This window comes from Planococcus sp. SSTMD024 (genome assembly GCF_041320495.1).
In the GTDB taxonomy this organism is placed as follows: Bacteria; Bacillota; Bacilli; order Bacillales_A; family Planococcaceae; genus Planococcus.
This window is the reverse complement of record NZ_JBGGNS010000022.1, coordinates 1,041,415-1,066,561: the sequence shown is the minus strand read 5'-3', so window position 1 is coordinate 1,066,561 and position 25,147 is coordinate 1,041,415. Positions and strand designations below refer to the sequence as shown.

24 protein-coding genes are annotated in these 25,147 nt (G+C 48.3%); 5 read left to right on the top strand and 19 right to left on the bottom strand.

The window, feature by feature from the left end; genetic code table 11:
- Window positions 1-78: 78 nt before the first annotated feature.
- Entirely contained in the window at window positions 79-951 is an 873-nt protein-coding gene (gene uvsE, locus AB9R92_RS13940) for a UV DNA damage repair endonuclease UvsE (RefSeq protein ID WP_370670026.1), read from the top strand.
- A gap of 45 nt (window positions 952-996) precedes the next feature.
- Here the strand turns inward: uvsE and AB9R92_RS13935 are convergent, their stop codons facing one another.
- The 3 genes from AB9R92_RS13935 to AB9R92_RS13925 all read right to left on the bottom strand — a co-directional run bounded on the left by AB9R92_RS13935 (window position 997) and on the right by AB9R92_RS13925 (window position 3,891).
- Complete coding sequence (locus AB9R92_RS13935) at window positions 997-2,265, bottom strand: ATP-binding protein (RefSeq protein WP_370670025.1); 1,269 nt, start codon at window positions 2,263-2,265, stop codon at window positions 997-999.
- Window positions 2,266-2,334: 69 nt separating this feature from the next.
- Window positions 2,335-2,823 carry a sigma-70 family RNA polymerase sigma factor gene (locus tag AB9R92_RS13930; protein WP_370670024.1) on the bottom strand — a complete coding sequence of 163 codons (489 nt, stop codon included), beginning with the start codon at window positions 2,821-2,823 and terminating at the stop codon, window positions 2,335-2,337.
- Window positions 2,824-3,381: 558 nt separating this feature from the next.
- Window positions 3,382-3,891, bottom strand: a complete 510-nt coding sequence (locus AB9R92_RS13925) for a GyrI-like domain-containing protein (RefSeq protein ID WP_370670023.1) — start codon at window positions 3,889-3,891, stop codon at window positions 3,382-3,384.
- Window positions 3,892-4,213: 322 nt separating this feature from the next.
- Between AB9R92_RS13925 and AB9R92_RS13920 the strand changes: the two genes are divergently transcribed.
- Window positions 4,214-5,398 (top strand): LysM peptidoglycan-binding domain-containing protein, encoded by a 1,185-nt coding sequence (locus AB9R92_RS13920; RefSeq protein WP_370670022.1) that lies wholly within the window; start codon window positions 4,214-4,216, stop codon window positions 5,396-5,398.
- An 82-nt stretch (window positions 5,399-5,480) separates the two neighbouring features.
- Here the strand turns inward: AB9R92_RS13920 and AB9R92_RS13915 are convergent, their stop codons facing one another.
- The 12 genes from AB9R92_RS13915 to AB9R92_RS13860 form a co-directional block, all read right to left on the bottom strand.
- Window positions 5,481-6,038: a DUF4126 domain-containing protein gene (locus tag AB9R92_RS13915; RefSeq protein WP_370670021.1), complete on the bottom strand. Its 558-nt coding sequence runs from the start codon at window positions 6,036-6,038 to the stop codon at window positions 5,481-5,483.
- Between the two features lie 148 nt (window positions 6,039-6,186).
- Window positions 6,187-7,089: a hypothetical protein gene (locus tag AB9R92_RS13910; protein WP_370670020.1), complete on the bottom strand. Its 903-nt coding sequence runs from the start codon at window positions 7,087-7,089 to the stop codon at window positions 6,187-6,189.
- A 68-nt stretch (window positions 7,090-7,157) separates the two neighbouring features.
- On the bottom strand, window positions 7,158-7,868 hold the full coding sequence (locus AB9R92_RS13905; protein WP_370670019.1) for a hypothetical protein: 711 nt from the start codon (window positions 7,866-7,868) through the stop codon (window positions 7,158-7,160).
- 143 nt (window positions 7,869-8,011) lie between these two features.
- Window positions 8,012-9,697 carry a DUF2334 domain-containing protein gene (locus AB9R92_RS13900; protein ID WP_370670018.1) on the bottom strand — a complete coding sequence of 562 codons (1,686 nt, stop codon included), beginning with the start codon at window positions 9,695-9,697 and terminating at the stop codon, window positions 8,012-8,014.
- A gap of 16 nt (window positions 9,698-9,713) precedes the next feature.
- Entirely contained in the window at window positions 9,714-10,736 is a 1,023-nt protein-coding gene (locus AB9R92_RS13895; RefSeq protein ID WP_370670017.1) for a hypothetical protein, read from the bottom strand.
- Window positions 10,733-11,965, bottom strand: coding sequence for a glycosyltransferase family 2 protein (locus AB9R92_RS13890; protein WP_370670016.1), 1,233 nt, complete (start codon window positions 11,963-11,965; stop codon window positions 10,733-10,735). The genes AB9R92_RS13895 and AB9R92_RS13890 overlap by 4 nt, the downstream gene beginning before the upstream one ends.
- Window positions 11,962-12,723, bottom strand: coding sequence for a hypothetical protein (locus tag AB9R92_RS13885; protein ID WP_370670015.1), 762 nt, complete (start codon window positions 12,721-12,723; stop codon window positions 11,962-11,964). Before AB9R92_RS13885 ends, AB9R92_RS13890 begins: the two co-directional genes overlap by 4 nt.
- 388 nt (window positions 12,724-13,111) lie before the next feature.
- Window positions 13,112-13,627: a hypothetical protein gene (locus tag AB9R92_RS13880; protein WP_370670014.1), complete on the bottom strand. Its 516-nt coding sequence runs from the start codon at window positions 13,625-13,627 to the stop codon at window positions 13,112-13,114.
- 82 nt (window positions 13,628-13,709) lie between these two features.
- Window positions 13,710-14,588: a UTP--glucose-1-phosphate uridylyltransferase GalU gene (gene galU / locus AB9R92_RS13875; RefSeq protein WP_370670013.1), complete on the bottom strand. Its 879-nt coding sequence runs from the start codon at window positions 14,586-14,588 to the stop codon at window positions 13,710-13,712.
- Between the two features lie 425 nt (window positions 14,589-15,013).
- Complete coding sequence (locus AB9R92_RS13870) at window positions 15,014-16,378, bottom strand: YjiH family protein (protein ID WP_370670012.1); 1,365 nt, start codon at window positions 16,376-16,378, stop codon at window positions 15,014-15,016.
- Window positions 16,379-16,414: 36 nt separating this feature from the next.
- Window positions 16,415-17,725: an aspartate aminotransferase family protein gene (locus AB9R92_RS13865; protein ID WP_370670011.1), complete on the bottom strand. Its 1,311-nt coding sequence runs from the start codon at window positions 17,723-17,725 to the stop codon at window positions 16,415-16,417.
- On the bottom strand, window positions 17,722-19,047 hold the full coding sequence (locus AB9R92_RS13860) for a sigma 54-interacting transcriptional regulator (RefSeq protein ID WP_370670010.1): 1,326 nt from the start codon (window positions 19,045-19,047) through the stop codon (window positions 17,722-17,724). Before AB9R92_RS13860 ends, AB9R92_RS13865 begins: the two co-directional genes overlap by 4 nt.
- A gap of 216 nt (window positions 19,048-19,263) precedes the next feature.
- On the opposite strand from AB9R92_RS13860, the gene AB9R92_RS13855 reads away from it, so the two are divergent.
- Together AB9R92_RS13855 and AB9R92_RS13850 are read left to right on the top strand one after the other, a co-directional pair.
- Window positions 19,264-20,442: a processed acidic surface protein gene (locus AB9R92_RS13855; RefSeq protein WP_370670009.1), complete on the top strand. Its 1,179-nt coding sequence runs from the start codon at window positions 19,264-19,266 to the stop codon at window positions 20,440-20,442.
- A gap of 11 nt (window positions 20,443-20,453) precedes the next feature.
- Window positions 20,454-21,113 carry a class D sortase gene (locus tag AB9R92_RS13850; protein WP_370670008.1) on the top strand — a complete coding sequence of 220 codons (660 nt, stop codon included), beginning with the start codon at window positions 20,454-20,456 and terminating at the stop codon, window positions 21,111-21,113.
- Window positions 21,114-21,200: 87 nt separating this feature from the next.
- Here the strand turns inward: AB9R92_RS13850 and AB9R92_RS13845 are convergent, their stop codons facing one another.
- Window positions 21,201-22,628, bottom strand: coding sequence for a trypsin-like peptidase domain-containing protein (locus tag AB9R92_RS13845; RefSeq protein WP_370670007.1), 1,428 nt, complete (start codon window positions 22,626-22,628; stop codon window positions 21,201-21,203).
- A gap of 206 nt (window positions 22,629-22,834) precedes the next feature.
- Window positions 22,835-23,197 (bottom strand): winged helix-turn-helix transcriptional regulator, encoded by a 363-nt coding sequence (locus AB9R92_RS13840; RefSeq protein ID WP_370670006.1) that lies wholly within the window; start codon window positions 23,195-23,197, stop codon window positions 22,835-22,837.
- A gap of 110 nt (window positions 23,198-23,307) precedes the next feature.
- On the opposite strand from AB9R92_RS13840, the gene AB9R92_RS13835 reads away from it, so the two are divergent.
- Window positions 23,308-23,802 carry a lactoylglutathione lyase family protein gene (locus AB9R92_RS13835; protein WP_370670005.1) on the top strand — a complete coding sequence of 165 codons (495 nt, stop codon included), beginning with the start codon at window positions 23,308-23,310 and terminating at the stop codon, window positions 23,800-23,802.
- Between the two features lie 197 nt (window positions 23,803-23,999).
- Here AB9R92_RS13835 and AB9R92_RS13830 read toward each other — a convergent pair whose 3' ends face one another.
- Window positions 24,000-24,368 (bottom strand): hypothetical protein, encoded by a 369-nt coding sequence (locus AB9R92_RS13830; RefSeq protein WP_370670004.1) that lies wholly within the window; start codon window positions 24,366-24,368, stop codon window positions 24,000-24,002.
- Between the two features lie 157 nt (window positions 24,369-24,525).
- Entirely contained in the window at window positions 24,526-25,059 is a 534-nt protein-coding gene (locus AB9R92_RS13825) for a divergent PAP2 family protein (protein WP_370670003.1), read from the bottom strand.
- Between the last annotated feature and the right edge of the window lie 88 nt (window positions 25,060-25,147).

Sequence of the window (25,147 nt, the reverse complement as noted above, 5' to 3'; positions counted from 1 at the left end):
ATCTTTATTATTAGTATACCCAAGTTCCGTGTGTTTTCTACTTAAATCGGGTATATTGTGCGGGAGGAGCTGAAAACGATGAGATTGGGATATGCATGCATGAACACCGAACTTAAAACGATTTTTCGTACCTTGCGCTTAGCAACAGCTGAAAAAGAGGGCGTCGGGAAAATCAAGGAATTAACCATCCAAAATATGGAGACAACTTTAGAAGTCATTCGCTGGAATCTGGAACAAGGCATCTTTTTTTACCGCGCCTCCAGTTCCATCGTCCCCCTCTCCACCCATCCGATCAATGATTGGCGTTGGTGGGAAGACGAAGACTTTTTGGCGATAGCCAGCGAAATCCGCCGATTGGTGGATGAACATGGAATCCGGGTTTCCGTGCATCCCGGACAATACACGGTCTTGAATTCCCCAAAACCCGAAGTTGTCCTGAAATCGATCGAAGACCTTGAATACCACGATAAATTGATCCAATTGCTTGGGGGTACAGATATCATACTGCATACAGGCGGAGCATATGGCGACAAAGAAACCGCCAAACGGCGTTTCGCCGATAACTACTTGATGCTGTCCGCTAGCATCCGGCAGCGGCTGAGGCTTGAAAATGACGATAAAACCTTCACATTGCGTGATGTGCTCGATGTGCACGCCATGTGCAAGGTGCCGATTTGCTTCGATATCCACCACCATAATTGCAATAACGAGGGGGAACCGGTTGATTTCTCGGAAGTCTTCGCTACTTGGGAAGGTTATGGCCGGCCGAAAATCCACATTAGCACCGGCCGTGAAGGTTTTACTGACTTGCGCCACCATGACCTCATTTCAGAAGAGGATTTTTCCGAATTGCTGAAGCTGGTCGAAGGCTACGAAGTCGATATCATGTTTGAGGCGAAACTGAAGGAACAAGCGGTCCTGCCGTTTCTCCATAAACTTCAAAACCTATAGAAAAACCGCCTGGACAGCCGTCAATCGGCTATTCAGGCAGTTTTTTTATACAGCCGGCATTTTCGGGAATTCCAATGTGAATTTGGTGCCTTTGCCGACTTCCGATTCGACGGTGATCTCTCCGCCCATTTGGGTGAGTATGCTGTAAGTGACCATGAGGCCAAGCCCTGTCCCTTTCGACTTATTGGAGAAATAAGGTTCGCCGAGGCGCTTGACCTGTTCTTTTGTCATGCCTACCCCTTCGTCTTTGATATGCACACAAACCGATTGCGCAGACGTTTCAAGTTCGACCTCCAGCCGTCCCCCATCAGACATCGATTCGATCCCGTTCCGGATGATGTTCACAAGTGCCTGGTGGAGTTTTTGCGAATCCCCTAAAATCGGGCTGGCTGAGTCGCCCGCCTGCACAAGAATCTCGACATTCCTGGCATTGGCGTAAGGTGTCATGATCTTGATGACATGGGATAGTTCCGGCTCCACCTCAATGCGTTTCAATTCCCCGTAGGCCGGTTTTGCATAGACCAAATAATCGTCGATCAAATCCTCAGCGACTTTGATCTCCTCGAGGATGGTCTGCTGGAACTCCAGCTGTTTCGCCCGGGGATATTCATACTCCTGAAGCAATTGGACAAAACCTTTTATACTTTGCAGCGGGTTGCGCAGTTCATGCGACACGGCGGCCGCAAAATGGCTGACCGTCTCCATCTTCTCATGGCGCATGAGCGAATTATATAAATACTCCTGTTTTTGCAGATGCTCGATCAGCAAAGCGGTCAATATGATAATGCCGCCTTGATTCAGCATGAGCATAAGCCAAATCCCGATCAGGTTGTGGATTGGATCCCCGAAGAAAAAGTAGCCTGCAAATAAATTGAATAGCAGCGACACGATTGAAATGGAGAAAACGAGCCCAGCTTTCCACCAACGGTTGGCTTTCCGGTAAACCGGCCCAAGGAAAGGCACGCCAGCTGCCAGTAGAAACTGGTTCAGGATGGCGATATACATGCCGTCTCCGCCAATGGCAATGCGGCCGACAGCCGAAACGATGAACAGCACGGCACTGACCACAGGGCCACCGTACAAGGCGCCAACAATCATCGGCACTTGCCGGAGGTCGAATATATAATCTTCCGTAAGGAATTGGTATGGAAATACCATGCACAGGATGATGGAGATGGAAAACAGAATCGTCATGGTAATCCGGTGGCTGACGAAAAAGTTTCGCTGTCCGGCTGTCGCGAACATCTGATAGAGGATGATCGGAAAAATGATGAAGAAGATATTATTGATCATGCCGGTCATCATCGCTTCCATGCGTGCACCTCCTGTATCCGTTTCAGAATACTATTATACCGATAACTTCCCCTCCCCATCCAGCTATTTTTAACGGGCTTTATATGGATGTTGGATTGCCGCCCGTATTTTCTCCAAGGTCCGCTCCCTGCGCTTTTTCATGCCGGATAAAGTGACACCATAGAGTTTTTGCAATTCTGTCAGGCTGTAGCCGTCTATATACATCTCCTGGAGCAGCCGGCGTTCTTTCGTGCTCAAAAAAGCCGCATCCAGCCACTCCGGCAACTTTTCAGCCACCCACTCCACCGCTTCTTCCTCTTCAAGGAATAAATCGGAATTCTTGACCTTCTTGCCTCCTTTTTGGCGCTTTGTCAATTCGTCTTTCATGGCGCCATTGATGCTGCGGTAGGCGAACGGCGCAAAATGCCCAATGCCGGGATCATGTTTTTCCCAAGCCTGCCACAGCGCAATAAACCCAAGCTGGCGAAATGCATCATAATCGGTGTAAATATTCAATTTGCGGATAATCGATGAGATCATCGGCGCGTACTGCTCTGCCACTTCCGTAAAATCTTCCATCTTCTTTTCCTTCTGGACGTCCTGTTTATTCCCGGGTGAATCCAGCTTATGAAAGCTCGGCATTTGAGTCCAGACAGCATTCTGCGTATTAATATTTTTAAATTGGATAAAAAATCCATATGGCAACACATAAATAATCATCAGATTCCACAATAATTACCATAACGAATGAATTTGTATTGATTAAAAAATCGGTAATCCTTTTTTTCTATAAAGTGAAAGGGAGAGAAATCGGCTGAACACTGCGGCAATCCACCGAGCGATGCGGAGGTCTTGCTGCCAGCCCGACTCATCCCCCTCCGCAATTAGGGTGCATATGGATCTTCAATCGCCATTACAAACTTGAGGCAATCTCTCCTGTCAAGATGCGTATCATCCGATAGGCAATTCTGCATCTCCATGGAAGTCGAGGTCTCGAACGACCATTTATACGCACAGCAAATAGGGCGGAATGAATTGATTTTCTCTGAATCGGCTGAACGATGTTTGCCGTCAGCTGAATTTAAAAGACGCCTCGCTTTTGCCGGCAGTATCCCGCAAAGGAGAGGCGTCTTTTGTTTAAGCGGCATGATCGGCGAGCAGTAGAATAAATAACTCAATCGCCCAGGCGTCTTGTGTCTTCTTTTTAACCGGGTCGGTCACAAAAAAAGCCATATGCCCGTCCCATATCTTTGTCTCACCTTCGTAGCGCAGTGCTGCCGAAAGCCCTTCCCTCTCCAGCCAGCCTATCAGCCTGTCCGCTGATGACCATAACTGTTCGGGCGGCCCGTTGTGAATTGCGTGGGCATAATCCCCACCAGGCAAATACCCTGAAACGATGCGTCGATCTTCAGGCAGCAGCTTCTGTGTCGGGATGCCAACTTCGATCAGCCGCTGTTCATTGTCATCCAGGCACCAGAAACGAATAAACGGCATTCCAGCAGGCTGCTCGTTGTGTGCTGTTAACCACGCCAACACTTCAGCTGCGAGTTCAGGCGCTTCCCTCACTTGCTCCGAAATCCTGGCAGTGATGCCGACATATGGCTGTTCACTGCGCTCTTCAATGGTCGGTACGTTCATATACTGCATGCACATAACCCTCCCGTTCCATCTTTTGCTATTCCATACCCGCCACCGGACTTTTTCAGTCATGAGCGCTTTCCACCGGGCCAACTTAGCCGAAAATCAAAGCGGGCGAAAAGCATGCATTATCCAGTAAAAATTTCTTACGCCCTATATATTATTTACTGAATTTTCAAACATAAAGGTAGTTTTTATAGATGAAAGTGATATAATAAGACTATAAAATTCAGTGAAACAAGAATTTTTTCATAAGGTTAAGCCTTCGTTCATACAAATTCGCCCTATACATAAGCCGACTGTCGGCTAAATCACACAAGGGGTGAGCAGAATGTTTTCCAAATGGAGCAAGTTGCTAGCGATTACGGGGTTATTGCTCTTTTCACTGCTGTCGTTCACCGGCCAGGCTGATGCAGCCTCCTCAACGTTCGTCACGAAAGGCAATACGACCAGCAAAGTCGTTGCACTGACCTTTGATGACGGATCGGACGGGACGAATATCAATAAGATTCTCGACATCCTGAAAACCAACAACGTCAAAGCTACTTTCTTCGTGACAGGGACCGGCATCAATCATCATCCAAGCTGGATCCGCAATATCGCGAACGCAGGACATCAAGTCGGCAACCATTCCTATTCGCATCCTGACTTCACGAAAATCAGCATCGCTGCCATGCAAAGTGAACTGGCAAAAACAGAAACCGCCTACAAGAATGTCACCGGCAAATCCACTAAACCGATTTTTCGGGCACCATTCGGCGCATATAACGCTACTGTATTAAAAGGTGTTGGTGATGCAGGCTATACCCACACCATTCAGTGGAATATCGACACCGTCGACTGGAAAGGCATATCTTCCACTGACATCACCAATAAAGTCGTCAACAATATCGTGCCGGGCTCCATCGTATTGATGCACACAGGAGCAGGCGCACCCGGGACTCCCATTGCGTTGCCAGGCATGATCAGCAAATTGAAAGCGAAAGGCTATAAGTTCGTCACTGTTTCCGAGCTTTTGAAATTACCCCCAACTGGTGGAACGACTTACACGGTCAAAGCCGGGGACACACTTTACAGCATCGCCAATAAATATAATGTCACTGTCGCCGCTCTTGCGAAAGCCAACAACATCACCAATTACAATTTGATCCGTGTTGGCCAGGTGCTGGTGATCCCAGGGACCACTCCACCGCCGGCAACGACCGTTAAATACACAGTTAAAGCCGGGGATACGCTTTATAGCATCGCGAGCAAATACAATACGACCGTAGCGGCAATCGCATCCGCCAATAAAATCACCAACATCAATCTCATCAGCGTCGGCCAAATCTTGATCATCCCGGTCAAACAAGCACCACCGCCAGTGACGACCGTCAAGTACACGGTGAAAGCTGGGGATACACTTTACAGCATCGCCAGAAAATACAACACGACCGTCACCGCCATCGCCAAAGCGAACAATATCACCAACGTCAACTCCATTAGCGTCGGCCAAGTGCTGACCATCCCACGCTGACATTGAACGCAAAAAAAAAAAGCCATCCTCGGATGGCTTTTTTGCGTTCCTTTTTAAAAGGGCGTATTGTTTACCCAGACAATCATGCCGGGCTCTTCTTGTACAAAAAACGTTTATACAAGCGGAAAATAATGATCGCCATCACCAATAGAAAAACGATGGCCAAAACGGGGACGATGAAAATCAAAACCGGAGCAACTGTAGCGGTGATGTCCTCAGCAACTGACACAGCCGGGCCCATCAAAGCCGTATCACTCACTCCTTTAACCGCCGTCAAAGTCGCATGTGATGCCGTAGCTACACCGCCGCCTCCGATGATTGCGATCGCCCATTCGAGGAACGGATTCATATCGCCGATGAATGATGCCGTCAACAAAATTCCCGCCAGTGCCGCCACAGGCGTAGAAATTAATTTCATGAACGACCCGACCGCGGGAATATAATTAACCAGAATTTCAAATATCGTGGCAGCACCGAACGCAATGAGCGCAGGCGTACTGCCAACCCAACTAAACCCTTCCGACAAAGTGACCCAATCTACCCGCTCGAAAATTCCGGTTATCAATAATGGTGTGAAAATACGGAAGCCGACCGTCGCGCTTAACGCCAGGCCGATCAAAACCGCCATGACCATCTCCATTCAAACACCTCCAGAAATCTTCTCTTTATCGATTCCATACCCTCCTGAAAAATAAACTAACTACATGAGATGAAAACACCCTGGAGATCGTCATTAAAAAAGGATGAAAAAGGATTCCCTTTTTCACCCCTCCACCGAGACGGCTCAATTATTGTTCATCCATCATCATTTGGTAATGGATGTAGTCAAAAAAATGCAGTTCACCCGGCAATTCCTCTCCTGCCACTGATTCCGCACGCTGCATTGCCTGTTTGGCAAATTCCTGTTGGCCGATGCGGTCGAAATACTGCCATAAGTAATAATAGACCGCAAGCGACTCATAATCGACAGTCGGCTTTCCGGTTTCCCGATCATAGCGCCCCGCCAATTGGCCATTACTCCCCCACTCCTCAATCAGCCAGCTTTCAAATTCAGGGGATTCGATGCCCTGGCCAAAGCGGTTGACCGCAATCAATAATTGGTCGATCATATGGACTTCATCGCTTTTCATGTATTGTTTTTCGTCGAAATCATAATACTCGGGGAAAAAAACTTCAGTTTCCCCCGTATCCAGCATAGCAAACGACTCCGGAAGCACGGTCAGTTCACCGATCAAATAACTGAGCGTAATCCGGTTCCCTGCAAGCTTATAGGACCAGTCGTAATAATCAACCGCAGTCCCTTGCTGATGCTGGCGATCTTCAATCGCCGACATGATTTTCCGGGAAAGTTCCAAATAGCCAGGTTCCTTAAATTTCTCTGCAGCACCTTCCAAAGCAGCTGCAATGCGCACATCGTCAATCAATGCATTTACGTTCGCTTCTTCGTATAGGCGCCAGGGGATAAACACCTGCCCCCCTGTTTCAACCATGAAACGGTCATTCAATATCGCTGCCTGTTCCGCGAAATTCCCTTCGTCTCCAACTTGAAGCAGGTATTCCATATACAAGCCGAGGCTCTCCGATAAATATTCAGACTCCCGGTTGTCTGGATAGGCATGGATGACCCCTTCATCATTCACATAATGGGAATCGACCGTTTCCTGAACTGTCGTCCCTTGCCCATTGACCATGCCGCACCCTCCTGTCGCCAAACTTCCCAAAACCGCCAACACGAATAACTTGCTTCCTTTTAATCGCTTCAACTGAGTAAATTCCCCATTTCACCGACCGTAGTAATCGCCGTTTTTTTAATTTTATATCGCGCAGGCCCGGCCTCTGCACCCATCACTCGCTCGATTCGCTTCACCAAAGGTTGAACAGGATCCTCTTCCGTTTCCTTCACGAGAACATACACCGCCCCTTTCCTGCTTGTCACGAGATCCCGTTCCCCAACGATAGACAGGAGGGCTGCCCGTTCCAATTCCAAAATCCTTGCCGGGCAATTGATGTAAGGCGTGACTTCCATCAGCCATGCACGTTCTTTGCGTTTGCTCGTCTTCAACATCCATAAAGCCTGTTCGACAAATTCCTGTAAATTCAACGCACGAAGTTCCCCTTCTTTTTGCAATAAGGATTGACGCTGCAGCTCCAACCGCACCGATTCCTCTTCCAATGACTTCATTTGTTCGGAAACAATCCACAGTGAAAATTGAAAAACCGATAATAGAAAATAAGTGCCGATCGACGTGAGTGAAGCAGTTGGCTTCTGGATGGCCAACCCAATCGATGCGACCAGGACAATAAATAGAAAAGCCGGCAGCCATTTTCTGGGCAACAATAAGATGAAAGGAACTGAAATGAAAGCGGCCGCTAAAGCATGCTCATAAAACGGCCAACGGAAATAAAGTAAGGCAAGGCCCGAAAACAACGCTAAGCCTATAAGAAGTGGTAAAAATTTCATTTTATTCATTATATTATCTTCCTCGTAAAATAATTGGTAAAAACTCAAAAAGATATTGAAGTTCATTACCAAAATTATCTTACACTAGCCCGAACAAAAAAACTATGGGACAGAGAAATTCTCTGCCCCGAACTTCGTTCAGATAATCGGTGTCATTGTTTGCCCCAGAACTCACTATCTGTTTTGCGTCTGCGGAATTTCTTAACGACAGCAGCGGCGGCGATGAAGACGAAGATGAGAAGCGGGATGGAAGCCCACCAAAGATCTCTTGTCGTTTGCGCAACCAGCACACTCATCGGGCGTGAAACCTCAATATTGCCATCCGTCGTTTCAACCACCATGCCATCTACTTCGGTTTTATGATCCATTTCTTTCAAATCGACCCACTCGTATTGATCGTATTTCTCCAGCTTGGTCATCAATTCATCAAACTTATCGATTCCGAGATAAGGATGGTAGAAAAACGCCAGATAGCTATCGCTGAATTGGGCGGCATAATCGGCTTTCTCCATCATTTCATCGACCGCCTTATCGTTATCCGGATTGATATAGCCCATCGTTTCCGGAATGACTTTCATGCCGTGAAGCCCTGCTGGAGTGGATTCGTACAATGGCACAAAAGTCCCATCATAGGTCCGGTCGGAAATTTGGATCTGGCCGACATAGGTCGTGAAATACTTGGAAAGCTCTTTATAGCCGGTTTGCGACATGGAATAATGGGGCGCCTCGAAAGCAATCGGATACAACCCTTCTGCCGTCATTTCATAGACCCCATTGACGATCGAATTGTAAATATGCGTCTGTTCGTAAGGCAAACCGACATTCTGGACGAATTCTTCGTATTCTTCATCTGAAGCGAAATCTTCACGCAGCTTTACTTCATCGGTATTCGACTGGTAGATGGGGCGGTCATGTTCGACATCCCAATATTCGAATCCCTCACCGGTTTCATCTTCCCGGTATTGATGGAGGTAACCATGTTGAATGATGCTGGCGCCGTTTTTCTGCATCTCCTGCAAAACCTCAACCAACTCGATAGCTTGGGACAAATGGATGCGCTGCCCGGTTTCCGGGTTCGTATAGACCGGCACAACCGTCACTGCGTATGGAATGTTCCGTTCTGCCAAGTAATCGCCGACTTGCTTCACGAGAACCGGGTCACTTCTCGGATGGATGTCTTCCAGGCGGATCAACTTTTTCGGCTGGGATTTCTCTTCATCGAAAAAGTCGAAGAGCGACTCGCCGACGATATCGCTGAGCCTGCCGGTAATCGAGTTAGCGGCGACATAATACAGATTGTCTTTTTTGAAGATCAGCGGATGCGTTCCATCTGCTGCCTGCCCTTCATAGAGAACGTCCATCTCTTCGATGCCGTTAATGAGCAGCATATCTTTTTCTTCCTTCAAATCGAACGCTTTCCCATCACCGATCACGCCATCAATCGTCCGGTAATCCCTGATAGATAGATCCGGAGCTTCCTTGAAGTACTCGAAATAGTTTCCGATGAACATTTTCTTGACGTCATCGTATTGGTCGACAATGAACAACTCTTCTTGCGTCAATTGCCGCTTTCCGAGGCCAAAATAAATGACATGTGTGTAATCGCCTTTTTCGTATTTAGCAGCAGCCTCTTCAATGGACTGGATGGTAATGTCCGAACTGAAATGCCCGACCAGCATATCCAAAAGCGGCACTTCTTCCCTTTGCGTCTGCTCTTCCGCATGATACAGAATAAGCACTTTCGCCTGTTTATCGGACGAGTCATCAGCTGCAGCCATTTGCCACGGGCCGGCGGTCAGGAAGGCGAGCAGCAATACGAAAGTCATGATTTTCTTCATCAACAGCGCCCCTTTCCTACTTCGACTCATCTTCCATCATGAGGTGATAATGGATGAAGTCGAAGAAATGCGTTTCACCTTCCCCATTTTCTTCAAACATTTCGGTCGCGCGGGATTTCACTTCTTCAGCAGCCTCCTCTTCGCCGATGATGAGAAAATATTCATTCATGAAAAAGTACATTGAAAGTGATTCATACGTTACTGCCGGTTGCAGGGTCTCGCGGTCGTACCTTCCGTATAACCGCCCTTCTTCTTCCCATTCTGTTTTAAGCCATTCTTCAAAACGCTCTGACGATAACCCGATACGTTCACGGTTAATCGCTATAAGCAATTGGTCGATCGGATGGATGACATCACCCTTCACATATGCTTCTTCCACCACATCGAAATACTCCGGAAAGAATACTTCATCGGTGTCGACATTCTCCAGCACCCGATCGGCGTTCATGTCTTTCGGAACATCATCTATTAAATAGCTCAAGGTCACTCTTTGTGCTGGAAATTCCACTTCCCAATCATAATAATCGACTGTATAATCATTATTCGTTTGGATACGGGAAATGGTTTCGATAATCCGGTCTGCGGTTTCCGAATACTCGGGCTGACCGAATAATTGATCCGCCTCCCTGAGCGCAGCCGCGATCCGGATATCATCAATTAACGCATTGACCGTTGCATCCTCAAAAATCAGCCAATTGATGAAAAAGTTATCTCCTTCTTCAACTACGAATTCGTCCATGAGGTTTTCGTATTGCTCTGCGAACTTCTCTTCATCTTCCATCATGACCAAATATTCCATATACAAGCCGATGCTCTCGGACAAATATTGCGAATCGGGAGCCGATGGGTAAGCATGGATAAAATTATTTTCGTCGAAATAGGCTTCCGCAAAATCTTCCGGAACCACTTTTTGCTCCACCGGCTGTTCTTGATCCTCTGGCGCCTGTTGCTCATCTGGTTGAGGCGACGGTTCGCTTGCTTCCTCGCTGCAGGCGGCGAGCATGGCCACACCCATCACCGGCAAGAGCCATTTCCTCATGAATCCACTCTCCCTTTGAAGCGCTGGGTTTTGTCCCAGGCAATCGTTTTTTTGCGCAATTTGCTCCATGTATAAGTGGCAACGCTGCGGATCAGCAGCAAGATGAACAATTGGGCATAAGTGAAGTACATGATTAGCACATACAGCACATTGGTCAATGAAACATTCCGGTCGACGACAAGCGCACTCAACAGCTGGGCGGTATAGACAATATAGGTCATAAACCAAAGCATCATGAGCGGGGCACCGATATTCGGGATCTCAACTCCCGAAATGCTCAGGATGAAAAAGATGTCCGAAATCAGCAGCATCAGCACAAAAATCAGGTACGTGAAAAGATGCTGCAAACTGAGCACGAATGTTCTGCCTTTCCAGTGCGACCAATCCTTCATCGATTTCTCCAATAAATACAAATTGCCGGTCAACCAGCGTGTCCGTTGCTTGATGAAAGCTTTAAGCGTTTCCGGCTCCTGCTCCCATGTACGCGAAGTCGGAATGACCGGCAGCACATAACCAGCAGCTGTGATGCGGACCGTCAGTTCGGCATCCTCCGCCAAAGCATAGACATCATAGCCTCCCAGCTTCTCGATGACCGAACGGCGCAAAAGCATGTTCGTCCCCGCTAGTGAACCAAGTCTGAAAAGTGCCCAGCGTCCGCATTGCATGAGCAATTGGAACACTTGGAATTCAAGCGAAATCATACGGGTCAAGACATTGGTATCGACATTTTTCGTCTTGACATACCCGACAGCACCGGCTGCGTTCGGCACCGTCTCGGCAGCCTGGACCATTTTTTCCAAAGCGTCTGGCTCAGGCTCATTATCCGCATCATAGACGACAAAATAATCCGAATCCGTCACACTCAAACCGTAGTTCAATACCCGCGATTTCCCCTTCGGATTGCCCGGCGGAACTGGAATATAATGGATTCTCGAGAAGACTGCAGCGAATTCCTGGACGATGGCAGCTGTCCCATCCTTGGAACTGTCGTCCAAAAGGTAAATATCGAGTTTGCCTTCGTATTTCAGCCGCGCCATGGCGCGCAATGTATTTTCAATGACGATTTCTTCATTATGTGCAGGGATCAGCACGGCCACGCTCGGATAATGTTCGATTTTTGGCGGATTGCGGAATTGCAGCCGGTACCAAACGCCGCCGATTGTCACCGCGGAATAGAACAGCAGCAAGACCCAAAACAGGACAACTGTGGCTGTGATGAGTATATTCATATCGCCCTACCCAAAGCACGCGACAATTCATTCAAATTGGACACCTGCTCCTTCCTGATTTCATATGGTGAATCCAGCAAATTCAATTCCTGCTTCACCTTGTCACGGTAGCGCTCCATCATGAGGCGCACTCCTTCTTCGTCTATATCTTTCAACAGCAGGTAAATTGACTGGCCGGTCGAAGTCGCCAAGTCGAACTTCTGGCGGATCGTTGACAATGTCGCCCGTTCAAGCGATTCTTTGATGTTTTGTTGGGTGCGCTTGTTTTTCGTATTGATCGTGATTTCCACGAACCATGTCTCTTCCTGGCGGCGTTCTGTCGTTTTGAGCACCCATTGCGCTTGCTCTGTGAACTCATTGACCGTCAGGATGTCCGTTTCGCCGTGATATTTCTGGAGAAGCTGCACTTGCCGGCGCAATTCGCTCGCCTCGTAGCCGATCTTCTTGATCTGGTTCAGCAATAGCCAGAAAGACAAGATGAAACCCGTGAATAGCAAATGGCTATAAACGTACATGAGCTCCAAGTCAGGCCGTTGCGTGAAGAAAAAGGAAAATACTGTCAAGAAAACACCATAGCTCAAAATGATGCTGATGCCGTACAGGAACACATAACGTTCATGGATCAAAGTCATGAACAAGATGGATAGTCCCGCCACCAGCAGCATTTCGGTGGAAAACGGCAGAACCAGCGAGAATAACGCCCAACCGAATCCAAGCACCATCAAAATCAAAATTCCGAGCTTCAAATTGTTCTTCATTCCGCCCACCCCATCCCATAGGTTAAAATACCCGTTATTTATTCCAATATTATAAATATTGAAATATCATATACCTATACTACTACAAGGAGGGAATTTAAACTAGTATAAAATGTATTGACAGTAACAATATCCTGTGATTTTTTAATCATTATAGGTATTAAAGCTCATATAATTCCAATTTTCAGATATCATTTCCGTTATGTAGAATGGCATAAGAAGCTTATTCTAAAGCTGGTGAAAGCGGATGCAAAAATTTCCAATAACTTTCTGGAATTACATAATCGTTTTTTAAACCATTTCCAGATCCTTGTCCTGTTCCCTCGAACTTTGGGCCCCAAAAATAAAGCAATAGAAAAAAGCTGCCGAGTCGGCAGCTTTTTTCATTTCACAAATACGTATACATGACCGGATTGTCCATGTTCTTCTTTAAACGCTTGAATCCGTTCTTCTTATAATATGCACGGATTTTCTTGTTATACGCTTCATCCTGTTTGGATGTATTGGTGTAATAGCCCGGGATAACGACCAGCAGTTCTACATCCAGGAAACGCAATTCCTCCAGCATCTTCTGCCCGAACGATTCCCCGATGCCTTTGTTGCGCTCTTCTTCGGCCACCTGCAAATCGTCGAACACTGCAACCAAGCCAAAGACATCGTCAATATCCGGTATATGCTTCAAATCACGGTAAACTTCCCCCAGGCCTTCGGAGATATGTTCGGCATACATCGCCAGCGATTCAAGCGAACTTCGCTGGGGATTGAACAAATAGAAATGGGCGTCCCCGACTTGCGGCTGTTCTTCCTCGCCCTTCAACTTACAATCTGCTTTACATGCAAAGATTTCAGTTCCAGACCGCATCTCTATCCGATAGTCGACGTGGATATCGTCTTCTGTAATCATCGAATCTCCTCCTTCACAATGTCTATTCGATTGTATACATCAAGTATGTCATTTATTATCAGAAAATTCAATCACCCAAAACCTATTCTTTTTTCTTTTCTTCAGCCAGTTTCTTTTCGAAGAGGTCAAGCAACTGCGATTTCAGTTCAGGGCGCTGCAGGGCGAATTCGATTGTCGTTTCGATAAATCCGTATTTTTCCCCAACATCGTAACGTTTGCCTTCAAAAGCGAATGAATGGACAGGGCGGATCGCATTCAGTTTTCCGATGGCATCGGTCAATTGGATCTCCCCGCCGGCCCCCGCTTCCTGCTCTGCCAGCAAACGGAAGATTTCCGGTGTCAAAACATACCTGCCCATGATGGCGAAATTGGACGGGGCATCGCCAGGCTTAGGCTTTTCGACGAAATGGTCGACCTTCATGAGCGGCCCGTCGGTTTCGGTCGGAGCGATGATGCCGTAGCGATGGGTTTCATCACTGCTTACTTCCTTGACTCCGATGACCGGGCTGTCGGTTTTCTCGAACTGCTCGATTAACTGCAAGAGCGCTGGCGGATCATTTTGGACGATGTCATCCCCGAGAAGCACCGCAAATGGTTCGTCACCGATGAAATGCCGTGCCGACCAAATCGCATGGCCGAGGCCGAGGGGCTGCTTTTGGCGGATATAATGGATTTCCACTTCGGACGTGGCAAGGACCGAGTCGAGCATATCGAGCTTCCCTTTTTGTTTCAAGATTTGTTCGAGCTCAAATGCATGGTCAAAATGATCTTCGATGGCACGCTTACCTTTTCCCGTGACAATGATGATACTGGTGATGCCGGATGCAATCGCTTCTTCGACGATGTACTGGATTGTCGGCTTGTCGACAATCGGCAGCATTTCTTTCGGCATCGCTTTTGTCGCCGGCAAGAAACGGGTGCCGAGGCCTGCTGCCGGGATGATTGCTTTAGTGATTTTCATGGGCCTTCTCACCTTTCCTATGCAGTCGTTTACTTGAGAGTATAGCATTGTTTCCAAAAAGCAAAAAACCTCCACTTGGCGGAGGTTTTTACAAAGTGTTGAAGAAGTCTATGATTCGCTATAAATTTAAAAGTGAGTCATCTTGTCTATATTCAAAAATCAATGGTCTATCTAAGTATTTGGAGAAGCATTCGCTCGACTCCTGTGGGACTAGCGGGTTTGAGAGACCCCGCAGGCAATGAATGAGCGAAGCTGTGCTGAGCACATTCATTTGCGATGCTCGAACATAGGGAGAGTTGAGCAACGTTTTTAGTGACGAGGAGGCTCGATTCCCGCCCCACGGAGTCGTGCGATAAGCTTCGGAAAATACGGTTTCCTGAGTTTCTCGACAACCTGAAAAAACCTCCGCTTGGCGGAGGTTTTACTCAAACGAAAAGATGTGCGAATAAGACGATGATTGGCAAGGTGATTGCTGTGCGCAAAAGGAAAATGACCAACAGCTCCCAGAACTTCACCGGAATGTTCGAACGCAGGATCAGGATGCCGATTTCCGACATATAGATCAATTGCGTGAGCGACATGCCGGCGATGACAAATTTCGTCAAATCGCTTTCGATGCCGCTGCCAAGTACTGCAGGCAAGAACATATCCGCGAAGCCGACGAGTAAAGTCGGCGCCGCTTGTGCAGCTTCCGGCAAGCCCAACAGCGTCAGCAGCGGAATGAGCGGATACGCGATGATGCGGAAGATCGGCGTGTATTCCGCGATGACTAAAGCGGCGGTGCCGAGCGCCATGACCAGCGGAATCAAGCCGAGCCAGATATCCATAACCGTGCCGACACCCGACTGTGCCAGCTTCTTGCCGCTTGCGGCTTGGCTCGCTTTCAAACGCGCGGCTTCAAAACCCCATTTGACCAAGGAAACATTGTCCGGAATGCTGTCGTCGATTTGTTTCCCGACCCCTTCCCGGTATGTATCGGTTTTGCGGGACAAGGGCGGAATGCGCGGCATGATGATTGCCGCCACAAGACAAGCAACCGAAACCGCCAGATAAAACGGCAGGAACAGATGGCCGATGCCGATGACATTTGCGACGACCAGGCTGAACGCGACAGAGGCAATCGAGAACGTCGTCGCGATGACAGCCGCTTCACGTTTCGTGTAATAGCCTTCATCATATTGCTTCATCGTCACCAAGACCCCGACAGGCGCAGCGCCCATCCAGGAAGCCATCGCATCGATCGAGGAACGCCCCGGCAGCGTGAACACCGGGCGCATGATTTTATTGAGCAAAGTGCCGACGAACTCCATCAAGCCGAACTCGACCAAAAGCGGCAAGAGAATGCCGGCAAACAAAAACCAAGTCAACAGCACCGGAGCCAGGTCATAAAGCACAACCCCGCCTGTATTGCGGGACGCGATCGCTTGCGGGCCGATTTCATAAAAAGCCATGAGGCCAACCGCAAATCCGATAAAGCGGATTGCCAAGCTGACGGGTCCGATGATGAATATCGGGCGAAGCATATCGGAATTTTGGATAAATCCAGGTTTTGCGATGCTCGCCGCCAAGCCTGCGACTGCCGAGAAGCCAAGAAGCACCAAGATGAACCCAGGAATCCATTCCCCGAACGTCGATAGCAGGAATGAGGCCAGAATGCCGACCCCGATTGTAATTTGCCCATCATAGGAGACAGGGACTAGAAATAACAAAGCCCCGATCAATGATGGGATGATGAATTTCCATGTTGCGGATGGCGATAAAGCCTGTTTCTCTTTTGGAATGCTGGTCATGAACGTTTCCCCCTTTTGTATATTCCCCTTCAATTGTTACTGTAAGTTCGTTAATGCCTTGCCCAGTACGTTGATGCCTTCATCAATCTGTTCTTTTGTTACCGTCAGCGGCGGGATCATGCGGATAACTTCGCCTGAATTGCCGCATAGATAGAACAGCACCCCTTGTTTCAGGCAATCATCCAGTACCGTCATGACCGCTTCCCCGTCCGGGCGTTTCGTCTCCGGATCCATCAATTCGATGCCGATCATGAGACCGACGCCGCGCACTTCACGAATCATGGGATGTTTTCTCTTCAGCTTGCCCAACTCTTCTAAGGCATAGGCGCCGAGCGTCTGGGCATTTTCCAGCAGCCGCTCTTCTTTCAACACTCCGATCGATGCAAGCGCTGCCGAACAAGCGAGCGGATTGCCACCGAAGGTCGTCCCGTGCGTGCCGAGTGGCCACTGGTCCATCAATTCTTTGGAGGCCACCGTCGCGCTGAGCGGAAGCCCGGCAGCGATGCCTTTTGCGACAGCCATGATATCCGGCGTGACGCCGAATGTCTGTGCAGCGAACCAATTGCCGGTGCGGCCGAAGCCGGTCTGCACTTCATCGAATATCAACAGGATGCCGTGGCGGTCGCAGATTTCGCGCACTTTTTCGAGCCATTCTTTCGGCGGGATGATATAGCCGCCTTCCCCGAGCACCGGTTCTAAAATGATGCACGCCACTTCTTCCGGCGTCACTTGGTGATTGAATAATTTCTCGATATCGTGTTCCAGCTTTTCAGGAAAGAACACAGAGGGATCTGCCCCTTCCGGCAAATCATCCGGATGCGCATACGGCAATTGATAGGTCAGCCAAGACGGCTGCATATGTTTGCGGTATTTGCTTTTTGAAGTCGACACACTCAGCGCCCCCATCGAACGCCCGTGGAAACACCCGGTGAACGATACGACGTACGGGCGTTTCGTGACGTATTTCGCAAGCTTGATGCCGCCTTCGATCGCTTCTGTCCCGCTATTGGCGAAAAAGAAATTATCGAGTTTTCCGGGCATGATTTGCTGAAGTTCGTATGCCAGCTTTAAAATCGATTCATAGATGATAACTCCGGACGGCCCGTGGATCAGATGGTCCGCCCCGTCCTTGATCGCCTGCACGACTTTCGGGTGGCGGTGCCCGACATTTTCCACTGCGATGCCGGATGTGAAATCCAGGTAGGTACGCCCATCCGCCCCGTAGTAATAGCAGCCTTCCGCTTTGACGACCGGAAGATTCGGGTGGTCTTTTGCCATGCTCGGGGCCAACAGATTGCCGATGGAGTTCGTCATTTCCATCCAGTCCTGTGTTTGTTTTGTTGTCATAAGTCTTCATCCTTTCCTGTTGCAATGGCATGCTTTTTTAGTTTACGCACGACGGAGGGCTGGCTGATGCCGAGCCGTTCCGCCATTTCAGTCGTTGTGCGGTAGCGCTTTTTGGCATTTTCCAACACTTTCTTTTCGACCACATCAAGCAGATGCGGCAAAGTGCGGCCTTCGAGTTCGATGCCGACTTTCTCATCTTTTGCCGGGCGGTAGCTCGCTGGCAGATCCTCGAGCAGGATTTCACCTTGTTCACTTTCGAGATAACTGCGTTCGAGCACATTGCGCACTTCGCGGAAATTGCCTTTCCATTCCAGCTGCAACAGATGGACATACGCTGGATCTGCCAATTTTTTTCGCACACCGTATTTATCTCCAAGTTCTTTGATTGTCCGGGACAGGAACGCTTCCAGATCTTCCGGCCGTTCACGCAGCCCCGAGAGCTGAATCAGCGAAACATGCAGTAGATAGAATAAGGCTTCGCGGAACCCTCCTTCTTGCATGCGCTCTTCCAGAGAAGTTTCGCTGATCGCAATCAGCCGGATGTCCCGTTTTTTGACAAGCATTTTTTCAAGCATCGATTGCGTACGGGCGGACAGCCGGTCGATTTCATTCAGTACGAGCGTCCCCCCTTCCGCCAGGCTGAAATAGCCGCCATCGCCTTCAAAAGATTCAATGAATATCGTTTCCGGAATCGCGCCGCAATCAACTTCGATAAAAGCTCTATCTCTTCTCGCGCTGTGTTGGTGGATGAGCTTGGCGAACAAGCTTTTTCCGGTTCCACGTGGGCCTTCGATTACTAAAGAAGCATCATATTCAGCAAGTTTCAACGCACTGCGCAGCGCCCGTTCGGATTGTGCGCTTTGGGCAATGACGCCTTCGACCGATAATTGCCTGCCCCGTAAATGCGCCAATTCCCCTTTGACACGGTCCATCTCCGTTTCCAGCGATTCCAGGTATTCCTTCATGATCATCAATTCCGATACTTCATAGGAGTAACTGATGACGTATTCCACTTCGCGCTGTTCATCGAATACCGGCATGCCAGTAATGAGCATCTTTTTTCCTGTTACCGTTTCCTGGACGAGCACCAGTTTTTTCTTCCGTTCAATGACTAGCGGTGTAACCGCTGGCGTAAAGACGCCTTCCTGCTCCAACTCATAGATGGAGCGGCCAAGCAGGGCAGCCGGTTCCAAGCCGTAATGCAAGCCGCTCATTTCCGTCACTTTAATGATGCGGCCTGCCCGGTTGGTGATGATAATATCTTCATCGTGCATCTCCATTACTTCTTCGACAGCGTCCGGCACAAGCAAATGTCGGTGCATTTTCCCACCTCATTTATTCATTATTGTATAGACTATACGATAATGAATAAACAAAAAGCAAGACAATTCGAATAATTTATTCTTTTTTCTTTTGAGATCATCACCAATTGATTGAAAGAAAACTCTTTTATAATTCCATGGACCTATTCTAAAAATAGTTACTCAAGACTATACTATTCTAGATATTCCATTTATTTCACATATAGGAGGATTTACATGAAGGGTGCGTTAACATTTATCACTTCCCTCTTGTTGGCTCTAGCGATCGGAACAGTTCCGGCGTTGGCCATTTCAGAGGACGACCGCGGCTTTGACCGTTTATTGGCCGAAATCGGCTGGGAAAAAGCGGATTACATCGATTATTTGGACAGCAAAGGATGGGCTCTGGAGGAGTTCGATTCCGCTGCAGGACTCGGCACGCCGCTTACAGAAGCCGGCATTGCACAAGTTATGGTTACATACGAACTGACACGCGCCGAATTGAACAGCTTATTGGAAGAGTTCGGAGATGTGGATGCAGGCGTAGACGTATTGGATGGGAATTTCATCATTTTCATGGAAGACCTGGAGGAATCTCTCGATTTCTATGTGAGTTTGGGGGAAGACTTAACACCGATTACCGAAGCGAATCTGGCTTTATTGCTTGAGGATTACGGCTTTGCTTCCAAGGAAGAGCTGGAAGAATTCCTTAACTTGTTTGACGATTCACTCGCAGAATACGAGTTCATCGAGGACTTGGAAAGCTCCATCCTGTTCTATCAGGAAGACTGGCTGTTTGATATGGACTTGGAGGGTGCATTCGCTGAATTCGGCTTGACCGAACAAGAACTCGAGCGTCTGGCAAAGCATTTTGAAACACTCGATTACACGAACCCGCAATTTGAAGAACGCTTGATGGCACTCAGCGAGCGCATGATGGCAATCGAGGAATTTTCGACCGTGACCGAATTGTCCGCTGAACAAATCGCGGAACTTTTGTCAATCTATGATGAATTCATGGAAATCTTCGAAATGGAGGCCAAGTACTATTTTGTCAAAGGCGATGAGAAAAAGGAGATGAGCGTGCAATCCCTTATTTCCCTCGAATCGACGGACGGCTATGACCTCTTGATCGAGCTGTACAATTTACAAGGCGACTTTCTGGCGGACATCCTGTTGACCGCTGATATGTTCGGGTCGGACCTCATCGTCGACACCGGAAAAGAATTGGAAAACAGCACACCGACGGTTACTCCGCTGCCAACAAAACCTGTGGATAATACGAATCAAACCGTTAAAGGCGGAAAGCTGCCGAAAACGGCCAGTGATTTTGCGCAAAACACAGCGATCGGCCTCGGCTTTATCGCATTCGGCGCTTTGCTGTTCAGGCGCCTGCGGGTAAAACCAACAGCATGAACAAAAAGTACATGTCTTGGTTGATGGGGGTAGTAGCAGCCGGAATGATCATTTTCGGCGTATGGTTCAGCGGCACGCAATCAGCGACTTTCGCGAAAGGCTATCTGCTATACAAAGCGGATTCGGCCGCTGCAGAGGATTTCGCGCCGAAACTGCAGACGACAAACGCCGAAGTTTCCTTGCCGGATGCTGAATCGCCTGCGTCCCGAGTCGAAGAACCAGCGGAAACAACCCAACTCCCGAAAGACATTCGCTACCCGTCAGACCCGCAAATCGGCGACTTGATGGGCGAACTGATCATCCCGAAACTCGGGGCAAGCTTGCCGATCATCCACGGCACCGATGAAGATGAGCTGGAAAAAGGCGTCGGCCATTATGCAGGAAGCGTCCTGCCAGGGCAATCCGACAACTCCGTCTTGTCAGGGCATCGCGATACGGTATTCCGGGAACTCGGCAAAGTCGGCAAAGGCGATGAGTTCATCGTCCACACCGCTGACGGCACGTTTACTTACCGCGTCCGCCAAGTGCGCATTGTCGATGAAGACGACCGCACCGTCATCGTCCCGAAACCGAGGGCGACTTTGACCGTCTCCACCTGCTATCCTTTCGATTTTGTCGGCTATGCACCCGACCGCTATATTCTGGTGGCCGACCTCGTCTCGAGCAGCTAAACGAAAGACCGCAGCTTCCTTTAGGGAAGCTGCGGTCTTTTTTTGTATGCACTAGTAAAGCCCTGAATTCTCATTCAGGGCTTTACACTATTCTATATTGACGATGTCGGAGATGTAGAAGAATCCGTAATCGTCCATGACGATCGTATAAACTTTCGTGCGTTCCTGCACCGACCAATTGCCTTCTGCATCCTTAAATTCAAATGCTTCTTCTGTATAGACAAGGGCATGGTCTTCCTTGATTTCAATATTGGTGATATCAAGTTTATTGAAAATATGTTCCATGTTTTTACCGGTAATCTGGTCGATATATTCGATCATGCTATTGTAGATATCGCTTTGATAGACCAGCAAGTTCTGAACGTAGTAGAAGTCTTCTTCCTGCAATGCCAGTTCGTAAAATTCCTGATAGCTCACGACAAATTCCGTCAACGATTCTTCCGAGAATTCATGTGTCGTGCTGTAATCGAATTCGTAGTTTTCGTCTTCGTAGCTGCTGTCGAAATCATCGTAGACCGGGAAAATCTTGGCAACCGCTTCACGGCTCATCGGGTTTTTCGCCCATGCATCCAACTGGTCATACATTGAATAAAGCGGAATGGAGAAGCCGATGGAATCCCCTTCTGGGAATAGCAGTGAGTTGATGCCGATGACTTTTCCTGTTGCTGCGTCAAGCAGCGGCCCGCCGCTTGATCCCGGCGCAAGAGCTGCATCGATCTGATAGATATTTTCGTAAGTGAATTCCTGGTAGAAATCACGGTCGATGCCTGTCAAATACCCCATAGACGCAGTGTTTTCAAAACCGGACGGGCTGCCAAGCGCGATGACTTCCGCGCCGACATCGGTTGGGGCCATTTCCACTTCCAAAGGCTCGATGCCGGTCAAATCATTCACTTGAATTAAGGCAATGTCGGATTCAGCTGAAATCCCGACGACGGTTCCCTCATGATCCTGTCCATTGATGTTGCGCACGATAACATCCGTATAGCCTGACACAACGTGAGCGTTCGTCACGACCATCCCTGTATTCGTAAATAGGAACCCAGAGCCTTGCCCGCCTTCCGTCAAGATGGTGTAGACGCGTGATTGTGCATCTTTAATGATGGCCGTCTTGTCTTTCTTTTTCGGCTCGACTTTTTCTTCTTGGTCGGAAGGGTGCGTGATATTCTCCGCTTTGGTCACTGTTCCCTCAACCGGTTCTTCAGAAGACACTTGTGTTTCCGGCTCTTCAACCGGCATCTCTTCTTCCACTGGCTCTTCTTCCACCGGTTCTTCCTCAGACATCTCCTCAGACGCTTCGGTGTCTTCCTGCGGCAGTGCCACTTCCGGCTCCTCAGCGCCCAATAGCTGCCCTAGTCCAAATCCAAGCCCCAATAACACCGCCAACAACACTAGCGCATAGATGAATTTATTGCGCTTCGGTTTGCGTTGCTTTCTTGTGGCAAGCGGCGCTCCGCAATTATCACAGAACTTTGCAGACTCATCATTCATCGTGCCACACTTTGTGCATTTCATAGCTGTACCTCCTGCCGGACATAATTCATCCCCGAATTTTCTTCATTATAAACCTTAGAACGCCAAACCTCCACCTTAGGTTGCCTTTGTAATATTTTGTCCTTATTTGGTAATAAATTTCAAAATTCAGAACAACAATTCTATTCTTTTACCGTGACTTAAGACACTTATTTTTTAAAATAAAAGACAGCTATCAGGATTTTCCATTATGGCTCCAAATTTGGCGGTGTGCTTCGGTGAACTTGTTCGCCACCCCAGTCATGCATTTCTTTCAACAGTTTTTTTAAGCTTGTGCCTTTCGGGGAGATTGAATACTCTACTTTCAACGGCATTTCATTGAATTGCTTGCGCGTTATCAATTCATCTTTTTCGAGTTCTTTTAATTGTTGGCTTAACATTTTATGGGTAATACCCGGCATCAGACTTTTCAGTTCGCTGTATCGCTGGGTGCCATCATATGCCAAATGCCAGAGAATGACCGGCTTCCATTTTCCGCCAATTTTCTGAAGCGTATATTCTATCGAACACTTTAATTTTCCATGCTCGTCCACAATAATCTGATCTTCCATTTTATTGACCTACTTCCTTTTTGGGTAGCATCTTCCGGAAAAGTGCATACTATTCAATAGAAGAATAAGCCTCTATACTGAGGCTGTCAAACAAATGAAGGAGGATTTTTTTGAAACCGTACCCTAGAAGCTTTTCCCATATTGGCCTCTCTGTGCCTGATCTTGACCAAGCAGTGAAATTTTATACAGAAGTACTCGGCTGGTACACAATTATGGAACCTGCCCCTGTTTATAACGACGATACCGCTATCGGCCAAATGTGCCGAGATGTATTCGGGAATGACTGGAAACATTTCCGGATCGCCCATCTCGCTACCGGCGACAAAATCGGCATCGAACTTTTCGAATTCCCAGAGAACGAAAAGCCTGACAATAACTTCGAGTATTGGAAAACCGGCATTTTCCATTTCTGCATCCAGGACCCCAATATCGAAGAGTTGGTCGAGAAAATCAAACAGCACGGCGGCAAACAACGGATGCCTATTCGCGAATATTACCCGGATGATAAACCCTATAAGATGGTTTATGTCGAAGATCCTTTTGGCAATATTTTCGAAATTTATACGCACGGCTACGAACTTACCTATTCACAAGGCGCCTATTGAGCATAGAAAAACAGGAGTCCGCTATATATGGGACTCCTGTTTTTCTTGTGTTCATTTTTTCATCTATATGTACTGAACAGAAATCTGGCCGAGCTACAAACTGCAGCTACTTGCTCCATCTTCTGTCGATGTATATCAAAAAAGCAATGCCTCAGCATCGCTTCCTGCACTCGCTTCTATTGCAAGCTTTGGCAAGTTCAGCGGACGTCGATTCCTGTGACCGCTTCCTGCAGTACCAACACCTCGCCGAATAGCTGGGCATCCGCTTTCCCGCTTGCTTTCGCTTGGTCGTTGACACGCTGCAGCAACTCATCCAACTGCCCCTGAATTTCTTGATACTCTTCAATGGTTAACGTGCCTTTGCTGTCTACATGCCGTTCCAGCTGTTCCAATTCTTCTTCCACGTTGCCGTGAGGGCCCAAACGTTCGATCACTTCGCGCCCCGGCTCGTGCTTTTTGCCGTCCGGTTCAGTCTCGCTTGCAAACGTCACCGGTTCGAAATGTGCCATAAATACAAAGCCAAAAGCGAGTGCCGAAAGTGAAATGTCCAGAGCAGAAATCTTCAAATGATTTTCCTCCTTCGAATGGGTCTGCTTTCACTTATAGGCTAACCGATTTCTCCGCTTCCGTAACCCCTTTCTGGACAGTCTTCACCAACACTTAACAAACTTTACAATCGGTTTTTTGCGCAAAGAAAAAAACCGCCACCACAGCGGTTTTTGCTTATCTGTAATCTGCACGGGTCATGCGCCCATTGTATGGCAACCGTTTTTGCTGTTCCAAATCACGTTCACGGTTCTCGATTTTCGCGGCGATGACGCCGAGCAAGGTGCCAAATGCAGCTCCTGCAAATACTTCAATCGGCTGATGGCCGAGCAGTTCCTTCAACTCTTTATCGCGCTCCACAAATTCAAAACTCGGAAACTCGCCGGAAATCTTCGTGAAGCTGTCCTCGAGGTCATTCACCAATCGTGCGATCTCGCCTGTGTGGCGGCGTATGCCTTGTGCATCGTACATGACGATGGCACCGAATACGACAGCGAGTGCCGTTTCTGTGTGGCGCGCGCCTTTATTCGAAGCGACATATGCGGCGAGTGCCGATACCCCTGCTGAGTGGGAGCTTGGCATGCCGCCGGTCGTGAAGGCTTGCTGCCAATCCCATTTTCCTGCCACCACTTTATGCGTGACAATTTTCAATCCTTGTGCGATGCCGATCGCCCCGAGCGACGTGATCATACCACGGTTCATCTTTCTCATCTTTTCATCCTCCAATACAGTAGCTGCTGCGGCTGCTGCCGCCTGATAACTCCCTTTACCCTGAAATCCCTGAAGATATGTAAAGGCA

Bases quoted from the DNA above. Each gene is read 5' to 3' on its own strand.
- uvsE (WP_370670026.1), top strand. From the start codon at position 79: ATGAGATTGGGATATGCATGCATGAACACCGAACTTAAAACGATTTTT.
- AB9R92_RS13935 (WP_370670025.1), bottom strand. From the start codon at position 2,265: ATGGAAGCGATGATGACCGGCATGATCAATAATATCTTCTTCATCATT.
- AB9R92_RS13930 (WP_370670024.1), bottom strand. From the start codon at position 2,823: ATGGAAGATTTTACGGAAGTGGCAGAGCAGTACGCGCCGATGATCTCA.
- AB9R92_RS13925 (WP_370670023.1), bottom strand. From the start codon at position 3,891: ATGCAGTATATGAACGTACCGACCATTGAAGAGCGCAGTGAACAGCCA.
- AB9R92_RS13920 (WP_370670022.1), top strand. From the start codon at position 4,214: ATGTTTTCCAAATGGAGCAAGTTGCTAGCGATTACGGGGTTATTGCTC.
- AB9R92_RS13915 (WP_370670021.1), bottom strand. From the start codon at position 6,038: ATGGAGATGGTCATGGCGGTTTTGATCGGCCTGGCGTTAAGCGCGACG.
- AB9R92_RS13910 (WP_370670020.1), bottom strand. From the start codon at position 7,089: ATGGTCAATGGGCAAGGGACGACAGTTCAGGAAACGGTCGATTCCCAT.
- AB9R92_RS13905 (WP_370670019.1), bottom strand. From the start codon at position 7,868: ATGAATAAAATGAAATTTTTACCACTTCTTATAGGCTTAGCGTTGTTT.
- AB9R92_RS13900 (WP_370670018.1), bottom strand. From the start codon at position 9,697: ATGAAGAAAATCATGACTTTCGTATTGCTGCTCGCCTTCCTGACCGCC.
- AB9R92_RS13895 (WP_370670017.1), bottom strand. From the start codon at position 10,736: ATGAGGAAATGGCTCTTGCCGGTGATGGGTGTGGCCATGCTCGCCGCC.
- AB9R92_RS13890 (WP_370670016.1), bottom strand. From the start codon at position 11,965: ATGAATATACTCATCACAGCCACAGTTGTCCTGTTTTGGGTCTTGCTG.
- AB9R92_RS13885 (WP_370670015.1), bottom strand. From the start codon at position 12,723: ATGAAGAACAATTTGAAGCTCGGAATTTTGATTTTGATGGTGCTTGGA.
- AB9R92_RS13880 (WP_370670014.1), bottom strand. From the start codon at position 13,627: ATGATTACAGAAGACGATATCCACGTCGACTATCGGATAGAGATGCGG.
- galU (WP_370670013.1), bottom strand. From the start codon at position 14,588: ATGAAAATCACTAAAGCAATCATCCCGGCAGCAGGCCTCGGCACCCGT.
- AB9R92_RS13870 (WP_370670012.1), bottom strand. From the start codon at position 16,378: ATGACCAGCATTCCAAAAGAGAAACAGGCTTTATCGCCATCCGCAACA.
- AB9R92_RS13865 (WP_370670011.1), bottom strand. From the start codon at position 17,725: ATGACAACAAAACAAACACAGGACTGGATGGAAATGACGAACTCCATC.
- AB9R92_RS13860 (WP_370670010.1), bottom strand. From the start codon at position 19,047: ATGCACCGACATTTGCTTGTGCCGGACGCTGTCGAAGAAGTAATGGAG.
- AB9R92_RS13855 (WP_370670009.1), top strand. From the start codon at position 19,264: ATGAAGGGTGCGTTAACATTTATCACTTCCCTCTTGTTGGCTCTAGCG.
- AB9R92_RS13850 (WP_370670008.1), top strand. From the start codon at position 20,454: ATGTCTTGGTTGATGGGGGTAGTAGCAGCCGGAATGATCATTTTCGGC.
- AB9R92_RS13845 (WP_370670007.1), bottom strand. From the start codon at position 22,628: ATGAAATGCACAAAGTGTGGCACGATGAATGATGAGTCTGCAAAGTTC.
- AB9R92_RS13840 (WP_370670006.1), bottom strand. From the start codon at position 23,197: ATGGAAGATCAGATTATTGTGGACGAGCATGGAAAATTAAAGTGTTCG.
- AB9R92_RS13825 (WP_370670003.1), bottom strand. From the start codon at position 25,059: ATGAGAAAGATGAACCGTGGTATGATCACGTCGCTCGGGGCGATCGGC.